Annotated in this window: 25 protein-coding genes and 2 pseudogenes; 21 read left to right on the top strand and 6 right to left on the bottom strand. The window is 70.4% G+C overall.

Annotated elements, in window-relative coordinates:
* Positions 1 to 15: 15 nt before the first annotated feature.
* The 6 genes from EV186_RS23955 to EV186_RS40820 all read right to left on the bottom strand — a co-directional run bounded on the left by EV186_RS23955 (position 16) and on the right by EV186_RS40820 (position 4936).
* The gene (locus EV186_RS23955; RefSeq protein WP_133851647.1) at positions 16 to 1296 is read right to left on the bottom strand and encodes a sulfate adenylyltransferase subunit 1; all 1281 of its coding nucleotides are present in this window, start codon (positions 1294 to 1296) and stop codon (positions 16 to 18) included.
* Positions 1296 to 2204, bottom strand: coding sequence for a sulfate adenylyltransferase subunit CysD (gene cysD / locus EV186_RS23950; protein ID WP_133851646.1), 909 nt, complete (start codon positions 2202 to 2204; stop codon positions 1296 to 1298). Before cysD ends, EV186_RS23955 begins: the two co-directional genes overlap by 1 nt.
* Complete coding sequence (locus tag EV186_RS23945) at positions 2197 to 2889, bottom strand: phosphoadenylyl-sulfate reductase (protein ID WP_133851645.1); 693 nt, start codon at positions 2887 to 2889, stop codon at positions 2197 to 2199. The genes cysD and EV186_RS23945 overlap by 8 nt, the downstream gene beginning before the upstream one ends.
* Positions 2886 to 3041: an Insertion element protein gene (locus EV186_RS23940; RefSeq protein WP_133851644.1), complete on the bottom strand. Its 156-nt coding sequence runs from the start codon at positions 3039 to 3041 to the stop codon at positions 2886 to 2888. The genes EV186_RS23945 and EV186_RS23940 overlap by 4 nt, the downstream gene beginning before the upstream one ends.
* The gene (locus tag EV186_RS23935) at positions 3038 to 4729 is read right to left on the bottom strand and encodes a nitrite/sulfite reductase (protein ID WP_133851643.1); all 1692 of its coding nucleotides are present in this window, start codon (positions 4727 to 4729) and stop codon (positions 3038 to 3040) included. The genes EV186_RS23940 and EV186_RS23935 overlap by 4 nt, the downstream gene beginning before the upstream one ends.
* 120 nt (positions 4730 to 4849) lie before the next feature.
* On the bottom strand, positions 4850 to 4936 hold the full coding sequence (locus EV186_RS40820; protein ID WP_424983420.1) for a putative leader peptide: 87 nt from the start codon (positions 4934 to 4936) through the stop codon (positions 4850 to 4852).
* Positions 4937 to 5123: 187 nt separating this feature from the next.
* On the opposite strand from EV186_RS40820, the gene EV186_RS23930 reads away from it, so the two are divergent.
* The 21 genes and pseudogenes from EV186_RS23930 to EV186_RS23835 all read left to right on the top strand — a co-directional run bounded on the left by EV186_RS23930 (position 5124) and on the right by EV186_RS23835 (position 21773).
* Positions 5124 to 5420, top strand: a complete 297-nt coding sequence (locus tag EV186_RS23930) for a WXG100 family type VII secretion target (RefSeq protein ID WP_166659301.1) — start codon at positions 5124 to 5126, stop codon at positions 5418 to 5420.
* A 3-nt stretch (positions 5421 to 5423) separates the two neighbouring features.
* Complete coding sequence (locus tag EV186_RS23925) at positions 5424 to 6749, top strand: WXG100 family type VII secretion target (protein WP_133851641.1); 1326 nt, start codon at positions 5424 to 5426, stop codon at positions 6747 to 6749.
* A 9-nt stretch (positions 6750 to 6758) separates the two neighbouring features.
* Positions 6759 to 7112: a DUF6188 family protein gene (locus tag EV186_RS23920; protein ID WP_133851640.1), complete on the top strand. Its 354-nt coding sequence runs from the start codon at positions 6759 to 6761 to the stop codon at positions 7110 to 7112.
* Complete coding sequence (locus EV186_RS23915; RefSeq protein ID WP_133851639.1) at positions 7105 to 7617, top strand: hypothetical protein; 513 nt, start codon at positions 7105 to 7107, stop codon at positions 7615 to 7617. The genes EV186_RS23920 and EV186_RS23915 overlap by 8 nt, the downstream gene beginning before the upstream one ends.
* Before the next feature lie 27 nt (positions 7618 to 7644).
* The gene (gene hemW, locus EV186_RS23910) at positions 7645 to 8859 is read left to right on the top strand and encodes a radical SAM family heme chaperone HemW (RefSeq protein WP_133851638.1); all 1215 of its coding nucleotides are present in this window, start codon (positions 7645 to 7647) and stop codon (positions 8857 to 8859) included.
* 134 nt (positions 8860 to 8993) lie between these two features.
* A complete protein-coding gene (gene hrcA / locus EV186_RS23905) occupies positions 8994 to 10019 on the top strand; it encodes a heat-inducible transcriptional repressor HrcA (protein WP_133851637.1) in 1026 nt (341 codons plus the stop codon).
* A 58-nt stretch (positions 10020 to 10077) separates the two neighbouring features.
* Complete coding sequence (gene dnaJ, locus EV186_RS23900) at positions 10078 to 11229, top strand: molecular chaperone DnaJ (RefSeq protein WP_133851636.1); 1152 nt, start codon at positions 10078 to 10080, stop codon at positions 11227 to 11229.
* Positions 11226 to 11969, top strand: a complete 744-nt coding sequence (locus tag EV186_RS23895) for a 16S rRNA (uracil(1498)-N(3))-methyltransferase (protein ID WP_133851635.1) — start codon at positions 11226 to 11228, stop codon at positions 11967 to 11969. The genes dnaJ and EV186_RS23895 overlap by 4 nt, the downstream gene beginning before the upstream one ends.
* Positions 11970 to 12328: 359 nt before the next feature.
* Positions 12329 to 12682 carry a histidine triad nucleotide-binding protein gene (locus EV186_RS23890; RefSeq protein WP_208115769.1) on the top strand — a complete coding sequence of 118 codons (354 nt, stop codon included), beginning with the start codon at positions 12329 to 12331 and terminating at the stop codon, positions 12680 to 12682.
* 101 nt (positions 12683 to 12783) lie between these two features.
* A pseudogene (locus EV186_RS40160) lies at positions 12784 to 13503 on the top strand (PhoH family protein); the annotation flags it as partial.
* A 771-nt stretch (positions 13504 to 14274) separates the two neighbouring features.
* Positions 14275 to 14613, top strand: a pseudogene (locus EV186_RS40155) (PhoH family protein); the annotation flags it as partial.
* Positions 14614 to 14632: 19 nt separating this feature from the next.
* On the top strand, positions 14633 to 15223 hold the full coding sequence (ybeY, locus tag EV186_RS23880) for an rRNA maturation RNase YbeY (protein ID WP_133851633.1): 591 nt from the start codon (positions 14633 to 14635) through the stop codon (positions 15221 to 15223).
* 3 nt (positions 15224 to 15226) lie between these two features.
* Positions 15227 to 16564 carry a hemolysin family protein gene (locus EV186_RS23875; RefSeq protein WP_133851632.1) on the top strand — a complete coding sequence of 446 codons (1338 nt, stop codon included), beginning with the start codon at positions 15227 to 15229 and terminating at the stop codon, positions 16562 to 16564.
* Positions 16557 to 16892, top strand: coding sequence for a cytidine deaminase (locus EV186_RS23870; RefSeq protein WP_133851631.1), 336 nt, complete (start codon positions 16557 to 16559; stop codon positions 16890 to 16892). The genes EV186_RS23875 and EV186_RS23870 overlap by 8 nt, the downstream gene beginning before the upstream one ends.
* A 58-nt stretch (positions 16893 to 16950) precedes the next feature.
* Positions 16951 to 17478: a SigE family RNA polymerase sigma factor gene (locus EV186_RS23865; RefSeq protein ID WP_133851630.1), complete on the top strand. Its 528-nt coding sequence runs from the start codon at positions 16951 to 16953 to the stop codon at positions 17476 to 17478.
* Complete coding sequence (locus tag EV186_RS23860) at positions 17478 to 18266, top strand: hypothetical protein (protein WP_133851629.1); 789 nt, start codon at positions 17478 to 17480, stop codon at positions 18264 to 18266. The genes EV186_RS23865 and EV186_RS23860 overlap by 1 nt, the downstream gene beginning before the upstream one ends.
* Positions 18267 to 18324: 58 nt before the next feature.
* A complete protein-coding gene (gene era / locus EV186_RS23855) occupies positions 18325 to 19224 on the top strand; it encodes a GTPase Era (RefSeq protein WP_133851628.1) in 900 nt (299 codons plus the stop codon).
* The gene (locus EV186_RS23850; RefSeq protein ID WP_133851627.1) at positions 19224 to 19700 is read left to right on the top strand and encodes an RDD family protein; all 477 of its coding nucleotides are present in this window, start codon (positions 19224 to 19226) and stop codon (positions 19698 to 19700) included. Before era ends, EV186_RS23850 begins: the two co-directional genes overlap by 1 nt.
* A gap of 28 nt (positions 19701 to 19728) precedes the next feature.
* A complete protein-coding gene (gene recO / locus EV186_RS23845) occupies positions 19729 to 20478 on the top strand; it encodes a DNA repair protein RecO (RefSeq protein ID WP_133851626.1) in 750 nt (249 codons plus the stop codon).
* 36 nt (positions 20479 to 20514) lie between these two features.
* Positions 20515 to 21351 carry an isoprenyl transferase gene (locus EV186_RS23840; protein WP_133851625.1) on the top strand — a complete coding sequence of 279 codons (837 nt, stop codon included), beginning with the start codon at positions 20515 to 20517 and terminating at the stop codon, positions 21349 to 21351.
* Entirely contained in the window at positions 21348 to 21773 is a 426-nt protein-coding gene (locus tag EV186_RS23835) for a hypothetical protein (RefSeq protein ID WP_133851624.1), read from the top strand. The genes EV186_RS23840 and EV186_RS23835 overlap by 4 nt, the downstream gene beginning before the upstream one ends.
* Positions 21774 to 21817: the final 44 nt, after the last annotated feature.

Here is a 21817-nt window from a genome sequence, read left to right as displayed (position 1 = left end):
CAGGAGCCTTCCGGGTCAGGTGCCGGGCAACGGGGTGCCGGCGAGGCCGGCGGCCAGCGTGGTGCCGTCGGCGTTGTCGATGACGATGAACGCACCCGTGCGCCGGCTGTCCGCGTAGTCGTCCAGCGGCAGCGGCTCGGCGGTGCGCAGGGTCACGAGGCCGATCTCGTTGAGCGACAGGCCATCCGGTGCGTCCACAACGGACAGTGCCTGCTCGTCGAAGCGGGCGTCGACGGCCGCCACGATCGCGGGCACGGTGCGGGTGCCGTGCTTGACCAGCACGCGGGCGCCGGTGCGCAGCGGTTTGTCGGCGAGCCACGCCAAGGTCGCGGCGAACTCGTCGGTCACGGCCGGTGGCGCGTCGGCGGCCGCGATCAGGTCCCCTCGCGCGACGTCCAGGTCGTCGGCCAGCAGCAGGGTCACCGACTGACCCGCGACCGCCTCGGTCAGCTCGCCGTCCGGCGTGTCGATCCGCTCGACGGTCGTGGTGAGCCCCCCAGCCACCACACTGGGCAGGACGGTCACCCGGTCGCCCACCCGCACGGTGCCGGCGGCGACCTGACCCGCGTAGCCGCGGTAGTCCGGGTGCTCGGCGGTGCGCGGCCGGATGACGTACTGCACGGGGAAGCGCAGCGGCGCCTCGTGCGGATCCGGTTGCACGGCCACGGTTTCCAGGTGGTCGAGCAGCGTCGGCCCGGCGTACCAGGGCGTGTTGGCCGAGGGCTCCACCACGTTGTCGCCGACCAGTGCCGACACTGGCACCGAGAGCACCGAACCCATCGGGTAGCCGAGCTTGTCGGCGTGCGCGGCGAACTCCTGGGCGATGGTCTCGAAGACGCCTTCGTCGTAGCCGACCAGATCGATCTTGTTGACCGCGAGCACGAGGTTCGGCACGCCCAGCAAGGCCAGCACGGCCGCGTGCCGCCGGGTCTGCTCGATGACGCCCTTGCGCGCGTCCACCAGCAGGATCGCCAGCTGCGCGGTGGACGCGCCGGTCACGGTGTTGCGGGTGTACTGCACGTGCCCCGGCGTGTCGGCCAGCACGAACGAACGCTTGCCGGTGGCGAAGTAGCGGTAGGCGACGTCGATGGTGATGCCCTGCTCGCGCTCCGAGCGCAGGCCGTCGACGAGCAGCGAGAGATCCGGTGTGGACAGTCCCTTGTCGACGCTCGCGCGGGTCACCGCGTCGAGCTGGTCGGCGAGCACGGACTTGGTGTCGTAGAGCAGGCGGCCGACGAGGGTGGACTTGCCGTCGTCGACGCTGCCTGCCGTGGCCAGGCGCAACAGATCCGACATCAGAAGTAGCCCTCCCGCTTGCGGTCTTCCATCGCGGCCTCGGAGAGCCGGTCGTCCGCGCGGGTCGCGCCGCGCTCGGTGAGCCTGCTGGCCTGCACCTCGGCGATCACGTCGGAGACGGTCAACGCCTCGGACTCGACCGCGCCGGTGCACGAGCCGTCGCCGACGGTGCGGTAGCGCACCATCTTCGGGAACACGGCCTCGCCGTCGCGCGGACCACCCCATGGCCCGGAGGTCAGCCACATGCCGTCGCGCTGGTAGACCTCGCGCTTGTGCGCGTAGTAGATCGAGGGCAGCTCGATCTTCTCGCGCTCGATGTAGCGCCAGACGTCCAGTTCGGTCCAGTTCGACAGCGGGAACACCCGCACATGCTCACCCGCGCGGTGCCGTCCGTTGTAGAGGTTCCACAACTCGGGACGCTGCCGGCGCGGGTCCCACTGGCCGAACGCGTTGCGCAGGCTGAAGATCCGCTCCTTGGCCCGCGCCCGTTCCTCGTCGCGGCGGCCGCCGCCGAAGACCGCGTCGAACTTGTTCGCGGTGATGGTGTCGAGCAACGGCACGGTCTGCAACGGGTTGCGGGTGCCGTCGGGACGCTCTTCCAGCCGCCCGTCGTCGATCCACTCCTGCACGTGCGCGACGACCAGCCGCACGCCGTACCGCTCGACCATCCGGTCGCGGAAGTCGATGACCTCGTCGAAGTTGTGCCCGGTGTCCACGTGCAGCAACGGGAAGGGCACCGGCGCGGGCCAGAACGCCTTGACCGCCAGGTGCAACAGCAGCGTCGAGTCCTTGCCGCCGGAGAAGAGGATCACCGGCCGGTCGAACTCGCCGGCCACCTCACGCATGATGTGGATGCCCTCGGACTCGAGTGCGTCCAGATTGTCGAGCTTGTCGGGTGCCTCAGCCATGCAGACCACACTCCGTCTTGGCCAGGCCGGCCCACCGGCCGCTGCGTGGATCGGCGCCGGGCACCGGCTTCGCGGTGCACGGTGCACACCCGATGGAGAGGTAACCCTCCTGCACCAACGGGTTCTGCAGGATTCCGTGCTCGGCGATGTAGGCGGCGAACTCCTCGTCCGACCACGGCGCGATCGGGTTGACCTTCACCAGCCCGTTGCGCTCGTCCCACTGCACGATCGGCGTGTCCGCCCGGGTCGGCGCGTCCACCCGCCGCACGCCGGTGACCCACGCGTCGTAGCGCGCGAGGGTCTTCCGCAGCGGCACCACTTTGCGCAGGAAGCAACACCGGTCGGGCGCGGTCTTGTTCAGCAGGCCGAACTCGGCCTCCTGGTCAGCGACCGACTGCTCGGCTTCGGCGTTGACGATCGTGATGTCCGGGTAGGTCACCTCGACCGCGTCGCGGGTGCCGATGGTCTCCACGAAGTGGTAGCCGGTTTCCAGGAACAGCACGTCGATGTCCGGCTTCGCCCGCACGGCGAGGTCGATCAGCACGGCGTCCTGCATGTTGGACGCCACGATCCAGTTGTCGCCGAAGGTCTTCGCGGTCCACTCGAGCACCTCGGCCGCGCTCGCGCCGGCCAGGTCGTGCTCCGCGTGTTCGGCCAACGTCTTGAAGTCCTGGGTGGTGGTCACTTCACGGCCTCCGGAAGGTTCAGGCCGAGGAACTTCACGCCGAACACCCGGCGGCACCCGGTGCACAGCCACGCACCGTGTGGTTCCTCTTGCGGCCGCAGATCTTCGTCTCCGCAGTAGGGGCAGTAGAACGGCGTCGCGCGCTCAGTCACTTCAGGTCCGCCTCGTCAGCGCGCGCGACCCACTGGGCGAAACGTTCGCCGTCGAGGCGCTGGGCCACGAAGTTGCGCACGACCCGCTCGACGTAGCCGGGCAGCTCGGCGCCGGTCACCTTGTGGCCGCGCAGTTTCCGGCCGAACCCGGCGTCCAGGCCGAGCCCGCCGCCCAGGTGCACCTGGAAACCCTCGACCTGCTTGCCGTCGGCGTCGGTGACGATCTGGCCCTTCAACCCGATGTCCGCCGTCTGGATGCGGGCGCACGAGTTCGGGCAGCCGTTGATGTGCACGCTGATCGGCGTCGTGATCCCGGCGGTTATGTCGGCCAGGCGCGTCTCGAGCTGGTCGACCAGGTCGACCGCGCGGGCCTTCGTCTCCACGATCGCGAGCTTGCAGAACTCGATGCCCGTGCACGCCATCACGCCGCGCCGCCACACCGACGGCTCGCTGCGCAGCCCGAGGTTGGCCAGTTCCTGTTGCAGCACCGGCACTTCGCCCTCGGGGACGTCCAGCACGACGATCTTCTGCAACGGGGTGAACCGGACCCGGGAGGAGCCCACCCGCTCGGCCGCCTTCGCCACGCCGACCAGCGTGGAGCCGGACACCCGGCCGGCGATCGGGGCGGCGCCCACGTAGTAGCGGCCGTCCTTCTGCCGGTGCACGCCGATGTGGTCGTGCGGCTGGTCGGGCACCGCGGGCGCGGGACCGTCGACCAGCTTGCGGTGCAGGTACTCGGTCTCCAGCACCTCGCGGAATTTCTCCGGACCCCAGTCCTTGACCAGGAACTTCAGCCGCGCGCGGTGGCGCAGCCGCCGGTAGCCGTAGTCGCGGAAGATCGAGATGACGCCGGCCCACACCTCGGGCACCTCGTCGAGCGGCACCCACGCGCCCAGCCGCACCCCGATCATCGGGTTGGTGGACAGGCCGCCGCCGACCCAGAGGTCCAGGCCGGGCCCGTGCTCCGGGTGGTTCACGCCGACGAACGCGACGTCGTGGATCTCGTGCGCCACATCAGGAAGACCAGAGATGGCCGTTTTGAACTTGCGCGGGAGGTTCGCGAACTCCTTCTCCCCGATGAACCGGCTCTTGATCTCTTCGACCGCGGAAGAAGCGTCCAGCACCTCGTCCTCGGCGATGCCCGCGAGCGGCGAGCCGAGGATCACCCGCGGGCTGTCACCACAGGCCTCCATCGTGGTCAGGCCGACGCCTTCGAGCTTCTCCCAGATCGCCGGCACGTCCTCGATGCGGATCCAGTGGTACTGGATGTTCTGCCGGTCGGTGATGTCCGCGGTGTCGCGGGCGTAGATCTCCGACACCTCACCGATCGCGGCCAGCTGCGCCGTGGTGACGGCGCCGCCGTCGATGCGCACCCGCATCATGAAGTACTCGTCGTCGAGCTCCTCCGGCTCGAGCGTGGCCGTGCGGCCGCCGTCGATCCCGGGCTTGCGCTGGGTGTAGAGGCCGAACCAGCGGAACCGGCCACGCAGGTCACCGGGGTCGATCCCGTCGAAGCCCGTGTGCGCGTAGATGTTCTCGATGCGGCTGCGGACGTTGAGCGGGTTGTCGTCCTTCTTGCTGCGCTCGTTGGGGTTCAGCGGTTCGCGGTACCCCAGGGCCCACTGACCTTCCCCTCGGCGCTGGGACGTCTGCTGGGGCGTCCGTGCTGGCGTCCGCGTGCTGGCCATCTCGGTCCTCTCGGTGGGAGCTGGGCGCTCGTGCGCACCGAACGTCCGGGTGAGGACCGTCACGGCGCGCCCGGGCGCCGGCGGCTGCAGAACTGCTGCAGGGCTTCGCGGCGGCAGGGCCTATCGCGGGCGACGGCAGATCGCGCTGGAGACACGACGGAGGTCGATGTGGCGGCGTTGCACCAACAGCACCTCGGTCGCGGACATGTCGCAAGCGTGCCACGCGTCCACGGGGTGACCCAACGCCATCCGAATGCTGGGACACCGGCGGGAACGGTTGACGTGGGCGGGAAATCCAGAAAGTCCGGAACGTCTGATGTTTTCGTCAGTAAATGATTGGCTCGACCCAGAACTGGATGGGTCTCCCGTGCGTCGCAGTGGTCAGGAGGTGCGCATGGTCGAGAAAATGGTCGTCACGTTCGCCGCGCTCCAGGACGCCGAGAAGAACATCCGCACGTGCGCCAAGAACGTGCGCGGACGCCTCGACGACCTGGCCGGCTACCTGACCCCGCTGACCGACACCTGGCAGGGCGAGGCCAAGGAGGCCTACCAAGCGCGCATGCGGGAGTGGCATGCGGCGGCGCAGGACCTCGTCACCGCGCTGGAGAAGATCGCGGGCATCGTGCGCACCGCCGAGTCCAACTACGGCAACGCGGTGTCCACCAACAAGAGCATGTGGCCGGTGAGGTAACCGATGGCTCCGATCCCGCCCGAGAACACCGGCAAGGTCGACGTCACGCCGGACGAGGTGAACTCGGCCGCGACCACCTTCGCCAAGCAGCAGGACCAGCTCGGCAACGTCTGGTCCACCCTCAACTCGTCGCTGAGCGCCGGCATGGCGGGCAACGACGGCGGTGCGCAGAAGTTCGCCGCCAAGTACGACCCGGCGGCCAAGGCCGTGTGGAAGGCGTTCGAGTCGGCGATCCGGGTGCTCGGCGGCACCGCCCGCGGCCTGGTCCAGACGGCGAACAACTACGTCAAGGCCGAGGAACACTCGACGGCGGGCAAGAAGCCGGCCGGCGACAAGTTCCCGGCGCCGATGGTGGCCGACGACATCTGGTGCAGTGGTCCCGACCCGGCCGAGGGTGAAGGGCACTCGAGCGTCCCGGACTGGCTGGCCAAGTACTGGCCCAACGGTGACCCGGACAAGCTGCGTGACGCCGCCAAGGCCTGGCGGACCGCGCGCGACGGCGTCGGCGACGTGACCACGACGCTGCACAGCGCCGTGATCAGCATCACCGACTACAACAGCGCCGACGACATCACCGCGATGGGCGAGTTCTGGGACTCGCTCGCGAAGCCCGGTGACAAGAAGGCCGTGCTGACCGGCCTGCACGACGCGTGCGACGACATCGCGAAGGCGTGCGACGCCTACGCCAAGGCCATCGACGACGCCCGGAGCAACCTGAAGACGGCGCTCGCGGAGGCCGGCATCGCCGTGGCGCTGACCACGGTCGTGGGCATCCTGCTGACGCCGTTCACGCTCGGCGGCTCGGACGCGGCGGCCGGTGCGGCGGACGCGGCCGAGGTCGCGGCGATCGCGGGCCCGCTGGTCGAGGAGTTCGAGGCGACGGTGGCCACCGAGGTCGGCACGGCCATCGCCGAGGACGTGGCCATCGACCTCGAGGCGACCGCAGAGGCCGTACCGGACATCGAGGCCGCCGAAGCGGAGGCCGCGGACGTCGACGAGACGATCGACGAGGAGCTCACGTCCGAGGAGGAGTCCGCGCCGGACGGCAAGGACGTGCCCGACAGCGAGCAGCCGGCGGGGGTCAAGGACGGCTGGACCGAACGCACCGCCGACAACGGCAAGGGCAAGGTGTACCAAAAACCGGGCGCGACCGGGAACGCCGACCAGGTGCGCATCATGGAACCGACGCCGAGATACCCCGACGGCTACGTCCGTTTCTACAACGACCGCGGGCAGCCGATCAACCTCGACGGAAAGCCGGGGCCGAACTCGGAGACGCACATTCCATTGAACCCCGACGGAACTTATCCGCTGCCGAAGGGATGGTAGGATTCCACTATGGACCTCGAACTCGACGGTCAGCAGGTCACAGCCCAGGAAGCGGAGTTCAACCTGACGCTGCGCACCGACCGGGGCAGCGAGCTGCAAATCGAGACGGCCTATACCGTTCAGAACGCCGGAACGACAATTTCCGTCACTCCCGGGGAATCGGATCCGCCGTCCTTGGTGGAACAGCGGATCAGCTCCGCCTCGGCCACCGATTCCGGTCGCCTGGAGGTCGTTTTCGAATCGGGTGTCGCGTTGCGGGTGGAACCCGACCCGGATTTCGAGGCCTGGACGTTCGTCGCACCGGGTGGCAAGCGCGTGGTGTCGATGGCCGAGGGTGAACTCGCCGTCTGGTCCGGTGACTAGAACACCGCCGGTGCTCGACGACCAGGGCGGACAGCTGATCAACTTCGCCAACTCCACCTTCCAGTGGATCAACATCAAGCTCTTCGGCTCCGCCGGCGAGCTTCCGGCCGACCGCGACGTGCTGGCGCGGGTGCTCGCCGACCCCCGCTACCGCGACAGCTACGCGGGTGGCGGAGAGGCCGACGCGGCACCCATTCATGGGCCGTTCCGGCTCGACGCCATCACCGTCGACTCGTTCGAGCCGGCGGACGCGGCGACCGAGATCGCCACGCTCGGCGAATGGGCACAGCGGTACGCGCCGCTGCCCGAAGCCGTGGCCGAACAGGTGGAAACCGAGGTGTACCAGCGCATCCGGGCGGCGACCGCCCGGTACCGGTTGCGCAACCTCGGGGAAGACCAGTTCCACGAGTGGGGATTCGCGATCGACAACAACGGGTTCCACGAGCTTGTGCTCATCGACCGTCCCTGCCGGTCGGTCGCGTTGGTCGTGGCCAGCGACGACTGAACCGCAGGGCTGGCGCACACTGGTCGGGTGGCATCGCAGCTCCCCGATGGTGAACCGGCTCCCGAGGACGGCGCGTTGCCGGGCTCCGCGCTGAGCGGGCTCGGCCAGCGCCCGTTCGGGGTGTACGTGCACGTCCCGTTCTGCGCGACCCGGTGCGGTTACTGCGATTTCAACACCTACACCCCCGGCGAGCTCGGCAGTTCGGCGTCCCCGGCGAGCTGGCTGGACGGCCTACGGGCCGAACTCGACCTCGCCGCCGCGGTCCTCGGCTCGGCGCCGCCCGCGGACACCGTGTTCGTCGGCGGGGGCACGCCGTCGCTGCTCGGCGCGGACGGGCTGACGTCGGTGCTGGACGCCGTGCGCGGCGCGTTCGGGCTCGCGCCGGGCGCTGAGGTGACCACCGAGTCCAACCCCGAGTCGACCTCGCCGGAGTTCTTCGCGGGCATCCGCGCGGCTGGGTACACGCGGGTGTCGCTGGGCATGCAGTCCGCGGCGCCGCACGTGCTGGCCGTGCTCGACCGCGTGCACACGCCCGGTCGGCCGGGCGCGGCCGCCCGCGAGGCCCGCACCGCCGGGTTCGAGCACGTGAACCTCGACCTCATCTACGGCACGCCGGGGGAGACCGACGACGACCTGCGTGCGTCGCTGGCGGCGGTGCTCGAGGCCGGGGTGGACCACGTGTCGGCGTACTCGCTGATCGTCGAGGACGGCACGGCGCTCGCGCGGCGGGTCCGGCGCGGCGAGCTGCCGATGACCGACGACCTGGTCCTCGCCGACCGCTACGAGATCATCGACGCGACCCTGCGCGCGCACGGGATGCACTGGTACGAGGTGTCCAACTGGGCGTCCACTGTGGACGCCCGGTGCCGGCACAACCTCGGCTACTGGCTCGGTGGCGACTGGTGGGGCGCCGGGCCGGGTGCGCACAGCCACGTCGGCGGCGTGCGCTGGTGGAACGTCAAGCACCCGGCCGCTTACGCGAAGGCACTGGCCGAGGGCCGCTCACCCGCCGCGGCGCGCGAGCTCCTGAGCCCTGAGGACCACGCGTTGGAGCGGGTGCTGCTGGAGATCCGCCTCGTCGACGGCCTGCCCGTCTCCGCCCTCGACCCGTCGGCGCTGCCGGAGGCGCGGGCCGCCGTCGCGGACGGCCTGCTCGACGCGGGTGCGCTCGACGCCGGCCGCTGCGTGCTCACCGACCGCGGCCGCCTGCTCGCCGACGCGGTCGTCCGCCGCCTCACCTGAGCTGGTTCTCCGGTCTCGCGCTGTGACCATCGCCACACAACGGTCGGTGCCCTCGGCCACCTGGCGCACTGTCCCACACGGTCGCTTGCCGGTTACGTAAACTTGGTGTGGGCAGAAGACCAGGAGGACCCAAGGTGGCGAGTGCCGAGGAGCGTCGTTTCGACGTGCTGCGCGCGATCGTCGCCGACTACGTGTCCAACCACGAGCCGGTCGGGTCCAAGACGATCGTCGAGCGGCACAACCTCGGCGTGTCCAGCGCGACCGTGCGCAACGACATGGCCGCGCTCGAGGACGAGGGCTACATCACCCAGCCGCACACCAGCGCGGGGCGGATCCCGACCGACAAGGGTTACCGCTTGTTCGTCGACCGGCTCTCCGAGGTGCGGCCGCTCTCGGCCGCCGAACGCCGGGCCATCGGCAACTTCCTCGAGGGCGCGATCGACCTCGACGACGTGCTGCGCCGCAGCGTGCGGCTGCTCGCGCAGCTGACCAGGCAGGTCGCGGTCATCCAGTACCCCACGCTGACCCGCTCGACGGTGCGGCACGTCGAACTCGTGCTGATCACCCCGGCGCGGATCATGCTGGTGCTGATCACCGACACCGGCCGGGTCGACCAGCGGATGGTCGACATGGGCGACGTCGTGAGCGACGAGGACCTCGGCCGGATGCGCGCGATGCTGAACTCCGCGCTGGTCGGGCACCGGCTCAGCGAGGCGGCGGCCAAGGTGGCCGAGCTGCCCGAGCACGGCCCGACCGACCTGCGCGACGCTCTGGTGCGCCTGTCCAGCGTGCTCGTCGAGTCGCTCGTCGAACACCCCGAGGAGCGGCTGGTGCTCGGTGGCACCGCCAACCTGACCCGCAGCGTCGCGGACTTCCCCGGGTCGCTGCGCCAGGTGCTCGAGGCGCTGGAAGAACAGGTCGTCGTGCTGAAGCTGCTGGCCGCGGCACGCGACCCCGGGACCATCACCGTGCGCATCGGCGAGGAGAACGAGGCCGAGCAGATGCGCAGCACCTCCGTGGTCTCCATCGGCTACGGCACGCACGACACCCTGCTCGGCGGCATGGGCGTGGTCGGCCCCACCCGGATGGACTACCCGACGTCCATCGCCGCGGTGCGCGCCGTGGCGAACTACGTGGGGGAGATCCTGAGCGGGCGCTGACGCCCGCGACCAAGCCCGGCGCCGCTCGCGCCGGAAGAGGAACGAGGACTGGAACAAGGTGGCGAGGGACTACTACGGCACTCTGGGCGTGCGTCAGGACGCGAGCGCCGAGGAGATCAAGCGGGCCTACCGCAAGCTCGCCCGCGAGCTGCACCCGGACGTGAACCCGGATCCCGATGCGCAGCAGCGCTTCCGGGAGGTCACGGCCGTCTACGAGGTGTTGTCGGACCCGCAGAAGCGCAAGCTCGTCGACATGGGCGCCGACCCGCTGGAAGGTGCTGCCGGTGGTGGCGGCGGGCGTGACCCGTTCGCCGGCTTCGGCCTCGGCGACATCATGGACGCGTTCTTCGGGGCCGCGGCGGGCGGCGGTGGCGGGCGTGGCCCGCGCAGCCGCGTGCAGCCCGGCACCGACGCGTTGATCCGGCTCGACCTCACCCTCGACGAGTGCCTGACCGGCGTGAGCCGCGAGCTCACCGTCGACACGGCCGTGCTCTGCGACGTGTGCCGTGGCGCGGGCACCGCCGAGGGCACGTCGCCGGTCACCTGCGACACCTGCGGCGGGCGTGGCGAGATCCAGTCCGTGCAGCGTTCGTTCCTCGGCCAGGTCGTCACCGCGCGGCCGTGCCCGGTGTGCCGCGGCTTCGGCGAGGTCATCCCCGACCCGTGCCACCAGTGCGGTGGCGAGGGTCGCGTGCGGGCGCGCCGCACCATCACCGCGAAGATCCCGCCGGGCGTCGCCGAGGGCATGCGCGTCCGGCTGGCCGGTCAGGGCGAGGTCGGCCCCGGCGGCGGCCCGGCCGGCGACCTCTACGTCGAGGTCGAAGAGGTGCCGCACGAGACGTTCGAGCGCGAGGGCGCCGACCTGCACTGCACCGTGCGCATCCCCATGACGACGGCGGCGCTGGGCGCGAACCTGCCGCTGGAAACCCTCGAAGGCGTCGAGGAACTGGACATCGCGCCGGGCACGCAGCCCGGCGCCGAACTGGTCATGAGCGGGCGCGGCCTGCCGCGGCTGCGGTCGTCCGGCCGCGTCGACGGACGCGGTGACCTGCACGTCCACATCGAGGTCGAGGTCCCGACCCGCGTGGACGCCCGGCAGGCCGAGCTGTTGCGCGAGTTCGCCGGGCTGCGTGGCGAAGAGGCGCAGATGCTGGCCACGACCAACGGCAAGGGTGGCCTGTTCTCCCGGCTGCGCGCCCGCCACCGGTGACCACCACCGCGCTCCCGGTCTTCCTCGTCGAGTCCCTGCCGTCGGGCACCGCGGTCCTCGACGGCCCGGAAGGCCGGCACGCGGCGACCGTGCGCCGGTTGCGGGCGGGGGAGCAGTTGCTGCTCACCGACGGGTCCGGCGGTCTGGCCCGGTGCTCGGTCACGGCCGTGGACGGATCGTCGCTGCGGCTCGACGTGGCCGAGAGCTGGCAGGAGCCGGTGCCTTCGCCGCGCGTGGTCGTGGCGCAGGCACTGGTGAAAGGTGACCGGGGCGAGCTCGCCGTCGAACTGGCGACCGAAGCGGGCGCGGACGCGATCGTCCCGTGGCGCGCGTCGCGCTGCGTCGCCCGATGGGATGAAGGTCCGCGCGGCGCCAAGGCGTTGGAGCGGTGGCGCTCGACCGTGCGGTCGGCCGCGAAGCAGGCGCGCCGAGCGTGGGTGCCCGAAGTGGCCGAACCTGTTGGTACGAACGGGTTGTCGTCGCTCATCCGATCGTCGGCTGGTGCGCTCGTACTCGATGCGGCCGCCCCGGACCGGCTGGCCGACGTGGAGTTGCCCGATTCGGGTGACCTGGTCGTCGTCGTCGGCCCGGAAGGCGGCATCACCGACGAGGAGATCGCCGCCTTCGCCGACGCGGGCGCCCATCCTGTGCGGCTGGGCAACACCGTGCTGCGGGCCTCCACCGCGGCGGCGGTCACCCTGGGCGCGCTCGGCGTGCTCACCCGCCGATGGGTGGTTTAGGGGTCCCCAGCAGTGGCGTAACCAGTGCTAGGAGCGTTACGCTTGTGATGTCTACCGGTGAGTACCACATCGGCAGACCGCAGGTTTCCGCCGGGCACCTCCCCCTCGGCCCGGCGGCGCAGCGCCGCAGTGGAGCGACCCCCAGGCTTCCCTGCGGCGCTGCTTCCTTCCGGGCCTCGGGAGCCCATGCTCGCGGAGAGCGCTCGCCATGGGGCCCTTCAGGATTTCCGGGGGCCGAGCCCCCGGGCCCCCACGGTGCGAGCTTCTTCCGAACCAGCGTGTGGCGGTTGGGTGGAGACCAGCGTGACCGGATTCCCGCAGTCGGGTCGTTCTTGGCGTGGTTCGCTAGCCTGCCGGGCATGAGTCAGCCGGACTGCTTGTTCTGCAAGATCATCGCGGGCGAGATCCCGTCCACCGAGGTCCTCTCGACCGACACCGTGTACGCCTTCCGCGACATCAACCCGCAAGCCAGCACCCACGTCCTCGTCGTGCCCAAGGCGCACCACGAAGACGCACGTGCCCTGGCCGCCGACGCCCCCGAACTGCTCGCCGACGTCGTCCGGGCCGGTGCCGAGGTCGCCGCCGCGGAAGGCATCGCGGACAGCGGCTACCGGCTGGTCTTCAACACCGGCGACGACGCCGGCCGCACCGTCTTCCACGCTCACCTGCACGTCGTCGGCGGTGAACCGCTCGGCTTGTTCGGCAAGGGCTGAGCGCATATCCGGTGCGGATTGTCGGTGGGGGCGACTAGCATCGGAGCGGTCAGGACGTTGTGAACGGCGCATGAAGGCGCAGAAAGCAGGCCCGAGGGCACGTGGCCGGAACCACAAACGGTGGAACCCCCAACACATCGGCGGCAGCCGGCTCCACCGAAGCTCGATCGAAGTTCTCCGTGCCCGACGAGGCCGTGCTGGCCTTGCTCGGGTCGCGTGACGAAAACCTCCGCACCGCCGAAGAGGTCCTCACCGCGGACGTCCACGTCCGGGGCAACGAGGTCACCCTGTCCGGCGAGCCGAGCGACGTCGCGTTCGCCGAGCGCGTCTTCGCCGAGCTGGTCACCCTCGCCCGGCGCGGCCAGCAGGTCGACCCGGCCACGGTGCGGCGCACCGTCGCGATGCTCTCCAGCGACGCCGCCGAGTCGCCCGCCGAGGTGCTGAGCCTGGACATCATCTCCCGGCGCGGGCGCACCATCCGGCCGAAGACGTTGAACCAGAAGCGTTACGTCGACGCGATCGACGAGCACACCCTGGTCTTCGGCATCGGGCCCGCGGGTACCGGCAAGACCTACCTCGCCATGGCCAAAGCCGTGCAGGCGTTGCAGGCCAAGCAGGTCAACCGGATCATCCTGACCCGCCCGGCGGTCGAAGCGGGCGAACGCCTCGGCTTCCTGCCCGGCACCCTGTACGACAAGATCGACCCGTACCTGCGCCCCCTGTACGACGCCCTGCACGACATGGTCGACCCCGAGTCGATCCCGCGCCTCATGCAGGCCGGCACCATCGAGGTCGCCCCCCTCGCATACATGCGTGGCCGCGCGCAGCCGGTCGACACCAAGGTGCTCACGCCGTTCGGCTTCCGGCCGATCGGTGACCTGCGCGTCGGCGATCTTGTCGTCGGCTCGAACGGTGAACCGACGCCTGTCCTCGGCGTCTACCCGCAGGGGCCGAAGAAGACCTATCGCGTGCACGCCCAGGACGGGTCCTCGGTCCTCTGTTCCGAGGACCACCTCTGGACGGTCCGCACGGCGGGTGACTCGTGGCGGGTACGGCAGACGAAGGACATGCTTGGGCAGCGGGGGATCCACGAACTGCCGATGCTGACCGCGCCGGTGGCGATGCCGTATCGCGCCGTGCCAACGGATCCATATGGGTTCGGATCCAGCTTTGCCGCCGGGCTTCCGATTGGCGGCGGGACCGCGCTCGCGACCTCCATGCGGGTCTACCTGGACAACTGCGTCGAGGTCCGGTTGAGCGCGCTACAGGGATTGCTCGACACCGGCGGCGCACCTGCCACCGGCCACATTGAGTACCGGGCTCCGTCAACGGAGATCGCGGTGGATGTCGTGGCCCTGGTGCAGTCGTTGGGTGGCACGGCCACTCCACGAGGTCACGTGTTGGAGATCCGGCTGCCGCAGGACATCGCACCGTTCCGGGTGGTCGACAAGCTCGGGCGCTACGAGGGCACTGACCAGCCCGTGCGGTTCATCGATCGGATCGAACCGGCGGGTGTCGAGGAAGCAGTCTGCATCCAGGTGGCGGCTGAGGACTCGTTGTACGTCACCGAGGACTACTTGCTCACCCACAACACGCTCAACGACGCCTTCATCATCCTGGACGAGGCGCAGAACACCACGCCCGAGCAGATGAAGATGTTCCTCACCCGCCTCGGCTTCGGCTCGAAGATCGTGGTGACCGGTGACGTCACCCAGGTCGACCTGCCCGGCGGGCACGCGAGCGGGTTGCGCATCGTGCGCGACATCCTGCAGGGCGTGCGTGACGTGCACTTCGCCCAGCTGACCAGCCACGACGTGGTCCGCCACCGCCTGGTCGGCGACATCGTCGACGCCTACGAGCGCTGGCAGGCCACCCTGGACGAGTCCGAGGTCCAGGTCGGCAGGGCGGGTCAAGGACGGCGCGGTCGCTGACCAGGGGACAATCAGACCCGTGAGCATCGAGATCGCCAATGAGTCGGGGGTGTCGGTCGACGATTCGTCGATCGTCGCCGCGGCCCGGTTCGCCCTGGACCGGATGGGCGTGAGCCCGATGGCGGAATTGTCCGTCCTGCTCGTCGAGCTGGACGTGATGGCGACCCTGCACGAGCAGTGGATGGACCTGGAAGGCCCGACCGACGTCATGGCCTTCCCGATGGACGAACTGGAGTCCGCGCGCCGCCCGGACGCCGCCGACGCCGGTCCCGCCCTGCTCGGCGACATCGTGCTCTGCCCGGCCTTCGCCAAGGACCAGGCACGCAAGGCCGGGCACAGCCTGCTGGCCGAGCTGCACCTGCTGACCGTGCACGGCGTCCTGCACCTGCTCGGCTACGACCACGCCGAACCGGCCGAGGAACGCGAGATGTTCGCGCTGCAGAAGCGGATCCTCGCCGACTTCACCGCCGAGTCCGCCGCGGCCAAGCGCCGGGCCGAGCAGCGCAGCGCCGACGACAAGGTGCTCGGCGTGGTCGGGCTCAACGAGCCGCCGCGCCGCACCGCGACAGAGGACGAACCAGCGCACGACGAGCCGGCCGACGAAGGCTGACCCGTGACGGGCAACTCGGCGGTCCAGCTCGTCGTCGCGATCCTGCTGGTGCTCGTCGCGGGCGTGTTCGCCGGTGCCGACGCCGCGATCTCCGCGGTGTCACGGGCCCGGGTCGACGGCCTGGTCCGCGCAAGGCGGGTGGGTGCCAAGCAGCTCGCCGCCGTGGTCGCCGAGCGGCCGCGGCACGTGAACCTGCTGCTGTTGCTGCGGTTGAGCTGTGAGCTCGGGGCGACCGTGCTGGTCACCGTCGTGTTCCTCAGCACGGTCAGCCCGGAGTGGCTCGCCGGGCTCCTCGCCGCCCTGGCCATGATCGTCGTGTCGTACGTGCTGGTCGGCGTCGGCCCGCGCACCATCGGCCGCCAGCACCCGTACGCCGTCGGCACGCTGGTCGCCGGTCTCGTGCGGGTGCTGGGCCTGGTGCTCGGGCCGTTGTCGCGGCTGCTGATCGTGGTCGGCAACGCGATCACGCCGGGCCGCGGCTTCCGCGAGGGCCCGTTCTCCTCCGAGGTCGAGCTGCGCGAACTCGTCGACATGGCGGGTGAACGCGGCGTCGTCGACGAGGACGAGCGCGAGATGATCCACTCGGTGTTCGACCTGCGCGGCACGCTCGCGCGTGAGGTCATGGTGCCGCGCACCGAGATCGTGTGGATCGAGCAGACGAAGTCGGTGCGCCAGGCGCTGGCGTTGTCGCTGCGCACCGGGTTCACCCGCATCCCGGTGATCGGCGAGAGCGTCGACGACATCGTCGGCGTGGTGAACCTCAAGGACCTGGTGCGCAGCGTCCTCGACCCGGCCACCGGCGTGCAGGGCGACCTGCGGGTCTCGGTCGGCGAGGTGATGACGCCGGTCGGGTTCGTGCCGGACACGAAGCGCCTGGACGACCTGCTGCACGAGATGCAGGTGTCGCGCAAGCACATGGCCATCGCGGTCGACGAGTACGGCGGCACCGCCGGCCTGCTCACCATCGAGGACATCCTCGAGGAGATCGTCGGCGAGATCACCGACGAGTCCGACACCGACGACCGGCCACCGGTCGAGCACCTCGCCGACGGCACGATCCGGGTGAGCGCCCGCCTGCCGGTCGAGGACCTGGGCGAGCTCTTCGCCACCGAGATCGACGACCACGACGTGGAGACCGTCGGCGGCCTGCTCGCGCAGCGCCTGGGCCGGGTGCCGCTGCCCGGCGCGGAAGCCGAGATCAGCGGGCTGCGCCTGCACGCGGAGGGTGGCAAGGACAACCGCGGCCGGATGCGGATCACCACCGTGCTCGTGCGGTCCACGGTCGCCGACCACAAGCAGGACACCGAGTCGCAATGGGAGAGGAGCGCCGAGCGTGGCTGACCTGGATCCGGAGGACGCCAAGATCGTGACGCTGGCCCGGTCGTCGCGGGCACGCACGGGCGCCGCCGAGGGCGCCGCGGTCCGCGACACCGACGGCCGCACGTACGCGGCGGCCACGGTCGCGCTGCCGTCGTTGCGGCTGACGGCGTTGCAGGCGGCGATCGCGGCGGCGGTGTCCAGCGGCGCGCCCGGCCTCGAGGCCGCCGCCCTGGTCACCGACGCCGACTCGGTCGACGCCGATTCCCTTGCCGCCGTCCGCGATCTCAACGCGGGTGCCCCCGTCTTCCTCGCCGACCCCCGCGGCGAAGTACAAGACACCGTGCGCTGACAACCTCCCGCCGCCTCTCGTGCGTGAGGAACACCGAACACGGCGAGAGGCGGGGGGAATGACACCCGATGAAGACGCGAGTTTCCGGGAATTCGCGAGGGCGAAGACGGTGCAGCTGCGGCGCACCGCCTACCTGCTCTGCGGCGACTGGCACCTCGCGGAGGATCTGGTCCAGACCACTCTGATCAAGCTCTACCGGGTCTGGAGCAAGGCGCACCGCGGCGGTCCGGTGGACAACTACAGCCGCCGGATCCTGGTGCGCTGCTGGTTCGACGAACAACGCAAACCGTGGCGTCGCAAGGAAAAACGCGACGGCCAGGTGCCCGAGGTGGTGGACGCCCGAGTCGATCCTGCCGCGGCGGGCCTCAGCGACCACCTCGTCAAGGCCCTCGCCGAGCTCACCCCGAGACAGCGCGCCACCGTGGTGCTCCGGTACTGCAACGACCTACCGGTCGCTGAGGTCGCCGCGGTGCTGGGCTGCTCGGAGGGAACCGTCAAGAGTCAGACCGCACGCGGCCTCGACGCGTTGCGCGCGGTTGTCACAGGGCTGGACGTGCAGGCGTCCGCCACAGAGAGGAGCCGGTGATGGAGCAGAGCCAGATCGAGCAGGGACTGCGGGACGTGCTGCTGGCCGAGCCGCCGTTGGGCATCGACCCCGATCGGGTCGCCGACGCCGCCGCGCGCAGCCGGCGCAACCGCCGTGCGGGCTTCGCGACCGGCATCGGCTTCGTGGCCGTGGCCGCCGTGGCGGCCGGAGCCACGATCTTCGCCAATGCCGGGCAAGTGCAGCCGGCCGCGCCACCGAAGCCGGGCAAGCAGCAGGAAATCGATCGAGAGATGGCGCGCAACGCCGCGTATCTGCGCTTCGTGCTGCCGAAGATGCTGCCGCAGGCCAGGGACCTCGAGGTGAGGTACGAGCAGGCGACGCCGCCTGGCGAACACGGCGCGATCATGACGGCGCACATCACGTTCACCGACTCGGCGGGGCCCGCGGAGATCCAACTGTTCATCGAAAGCCCCGGCGGCACCCGCACGACGACCGCGTCCATGAGGAAGAACTGCGTGGACGTTCGCAAGCAGGTGTCCACCGAGGGGAGGCCGTTGCGGTGCACGGTCACCACGCGACCGGACCACACCGTCCTCGGCATCAACGAGATGGGCTTGGTCGACATCAAGTTGCCGGACGACCAGCCCGTCCAGGTCAATGAGGTGGACATGACCCACCTGCGACCGGGCGTCGGCGCGATCGCGATCGACAACGTCCGCTACCCGATCGATGAGAACACCCTCCGCGAGCGGTACCCGCTGACCGAACAGCAGGAGATCGCGCTGGTGACCGACCCGGCGCTGGTCATGCACGACCCGAAGGGCTGAGCACGCGGTGCGGCCGGGGCTCCCACGCCCCGGCCGCACCATCGGGGACAATGGCCAGGTGAACGCACCTCATCGGTCCGGCTTCGCCTGCTTCGTCGGCAGGCCCAACGCGGGCAAGTCCACCCTCACCAACGCGCTGGTCGGCACCAAGGTCGCGATCACCTCGAGCAAACCGCAGACCACCCGGCACGCCATCCGCGGCATCGTGCACCGCCCGGACGCGCAACTGATCATTGTGGACACGCCGGGCCTGCACCGCCCGCGCACCCTGCTCGGCCAGCGGCTCAACGACGTCGTGCGGGAGACGTGGTCCGAAGTGGACGTCGTCGGGTTCTGCGTGCCGGCCGACCAGAAGGTCGGGCCGGGCGACAGGTTCATCGCCGCGGAGCTGAAGAAGGTGGCCAAGCGGACACCGGTGATCGGTGTGGTCACCAAGACCGATCTCGTTTCCCAGCAACAGGTCGCCGAGCAACTGGTCGCCATGCAGGAAGTGCTGGACTTCGCCGAGCTGATCCCGGTGTCCGCTGTGGACGGTTTCCAGGTCGGCACGCTCGCCGACCTGCTGGTGACGCGGCTGCCGGAAGGACCGCAGCTCTACCCGGACGGCGAACTGACCGACGAGCCCGAGGCCACGCTGGTCGCCGAGCTGATCCGGGAGGCCGCGCTGGAGGGCGTGCGGGACGAACTGCCGCACTCGATCGCCGTCACCGTCGAGGAGATGGTGCCGCACGAGGGCCGCGACGACATGGTCGACGTGCACGCGTTGCTGTACGTGGAGCGGCCGAGCCAGAAGGGCATCGTGCTCGGGCACAAGGGCGAGCGGTTGCGTGATGTCGGGTCGACCGCGCGCAAGCACATCGAGGCGCTCCTGGGCAGCAAGGTCTACCTGGAACTGCACGTGAAGGTGGCCAAGGACTGGCAGCGCGACCCGAAGCAGCTGCGCCGGCTGGGGTTCTGATGAGCGTGCACCGCGCCGATCTGCAATGGGTGACCCTCGCCAACGGCGACGCGGTGTCCCTCGGGACCGCCGGTGCCCGCTTGCTGGCCAGACTGCTCGACGCGCTGCTGGTGTGCGTGCCGTACGGGGTGGTCGTGCTGGTGGTCTTCGGCAAGCCGCACGGCCTGGCCGAGCTCGCCGCGGTGCTGCTCGGGCTGGTCGTGGTGCTCGTCGGCTACGACGTCCTCACCACCGCGGCCCGGGGCGGCTCGGTGGGCAAGCGGATCATGGGCGTCGTGGTGACCGGGCTCGACGGCGGTCCGCCTCGCGCAGGCCGGCTCGCGACCCGGTCGCTCGTGTTGTTCGGTCCCGCGTTCGTGCCCGGTCTCGGCCAGCTCTACCTGCTGTGTTGCGTCATCTCGGCCGTGGCCGACGAGGAGTTCAAGCGCGGCTGGCACGACCGGGCGGCGGGCACGGTCGTCGTGGCGGAGCCGTGATGTCGGTGCCCGGTGCGACAATGAAGCCGTGAGCCTGTACCGCGACACCGGCGTTGTGCTGCGGGTGCAGAAGCTCGGCGAGGCCGACCGGATCATCACCATGATCACCCGCAAGCACGGCAAGGTGCGCGGGGTGGCGAAGGGGGTGCGGCGCACCTCGTCGCGCTTCGGCGCCCGGCTCGAGCCGTTCTGCCACGTCGACGTGCAGCTCTACACCGGTCGCACGCTGGACGTGGTCACCCAGGTCGAGACGGTCGACGCGTTCGCGCCGTGGCTCGTGACCGACTACCAGCGCTACACGGCGGCGAGCGCGGTGCTCGAGACCGCCGACCGGCTCTGCCCCGAGGAGGGCGAGCCGGTGATGCGGCTGTACCTGCTCGTGGTGGGCGCGTTGCGCGCCCTGTCGAGCACCGAACGCGACCCGTCGCTGGTGCTCGACGCGTTCCTGCTGCGGGCCATGGCCTACGCGGGCTGGGCGCCCGCCGTGTCGGAGTGCGCGCGCTGCGCCGCCCCGGGCCCGCACCGCTCATTCAGCGTCGCTGGCGGCGGGATGGTGTGCATGCGCTGCCGCCCGCCCGGCTCGGCGTCGCCCGCCGCCGACACGGTCGTGCTCATGGACGCGCTGATGCACGGTGACTGGGACGTCGCCGACGGCACGGCCCAGCCCGCCCGGCGCGAGGCCAGCGGCCTGGTCGCGGCCCACCTGCAGTGGCACATGGAGCGCCAGTTGCGGTCGCTGCCGCTGGTGGAGCGCAAGGCCAAGGAGGCCTCCGGATAGGGTCGGGGCATCGCACGCAGGAGTTCTGGAGGTCGTGTGCTGCGCCGCGGCAAGTCTCGTCCGCAGGTCAAGGAGCCGATCCGGCCGACACCGCACCCATCCGGAGCGCGGCCGCCGAACCTGCCCAAAGACCTGGTGCCCAAGCACATCGCGATCGTGATGGACGGCAACGGGCGCTGGGCCAACCAGCGCGGGCTGACCCGGGTCGAGGGGCACAAGCGCGGTGAGGCGCAGGTCATCGAGGCCGCGAGCGGGTGCATCGAGCTCGGCGTGCAGTGGCTCTCGCTGTACGCGTTCTCCACGGAGAACTGGCGGCGTAGCCCCGAAGAGGTCAAGTTCCTGATGGGCTTCTCGCGCGACGTGATCCGCAACCGCACCAACGAGCTCGACGCGATGGGCGTGCGGGTGCACTGGGCGGGACGGCGGCCGCGGCTGTGGCGCAGCGTCATCAACGAGTTGGAGGCCGCGCGCGAGCGCACCAAGCACAACACGGTGATGAACCTGGCCATGTGCATCAACTACGGCGGCCGCGCCGAGATCGGCGACGCCGCCCGGGAGATCGCCCGGCTCGCCGCCGCTGGCAAGATCAACCCGGAGAAGGTCGACGAGCGCACGCTCGGCCGGCACATGTACGTGCCGGAGATGCCCGACGTGGACCTGTTCCTGCGGCCGTCGGGGGAGCAGCGCATCTCGAACTTCATGCTGTGGCAGTCGGCGTACGCGGAGCTGGTCTACCAGGACGTGCTCTGGCCGGACTTCGATCGCACGCACCTCTGGCGGGCGTGCGAGCAGTACGCGCGGCGTGACCGGCGCTTCGGCGCCGCGCAGGACTCCGAGGACGTGCGCGCCGCTTTGGACGAGGGAGCTTCATGACCGAGCAGGATGTCGAGGCGCGGATCACCGCGCAGATCCTCACCAACGCGCGCGAGGCCCTGGAGACCTTCCACGACGTTCGGGTGGACGACGACGGCGCGCTGACGTTCCGGCACGGCGAGGTGCCGTGCGCGGTGCAGGCGATGCAGTTGTCCGAGGGACTAGTGGTGTTGAGCCTGACCTGCGTGGTCGCGTGGGACCTGCCGGATGAGCCCGCGCTGGCCATCTCGGCCGCGGAGCGGGCGGGGGAGGGGCTCTTCGGCACGCTCGGCGTGGTGCACACGGCGCGGGGCATGGACGTCACCTTGCGGTACGCGTTCCCGGCGCATGGGTTGGAAGTTTCGGCGCTTGGCACCTTGCTGATGCTCGTGGTGTCGACGGCGTCGCAGCTGCGTGCGGACCTGTTGGGGTCGGCAAGCTAGTCGTTACTGTGACCGCCGCCACTTCCGCGGTCCTACTGCTTCGC

This window comes from Labedaea rhizosphaerae (genome assembly GCF_004362825.1).
In the GTDB taxonomy this organism is placed as follows: domain Bacteria; phylum Actinomycetota; class Actinomycetes; order Mycobacteriales; family Pseudonocardiaceae; genus Labedaea; species Labedaea rhizosphaerae.
The sequence above is the reverse complement of the archived record's forward strand: the minus strand, read 5'-3'. Positions and strand labels throughout refer to the sequence as shown.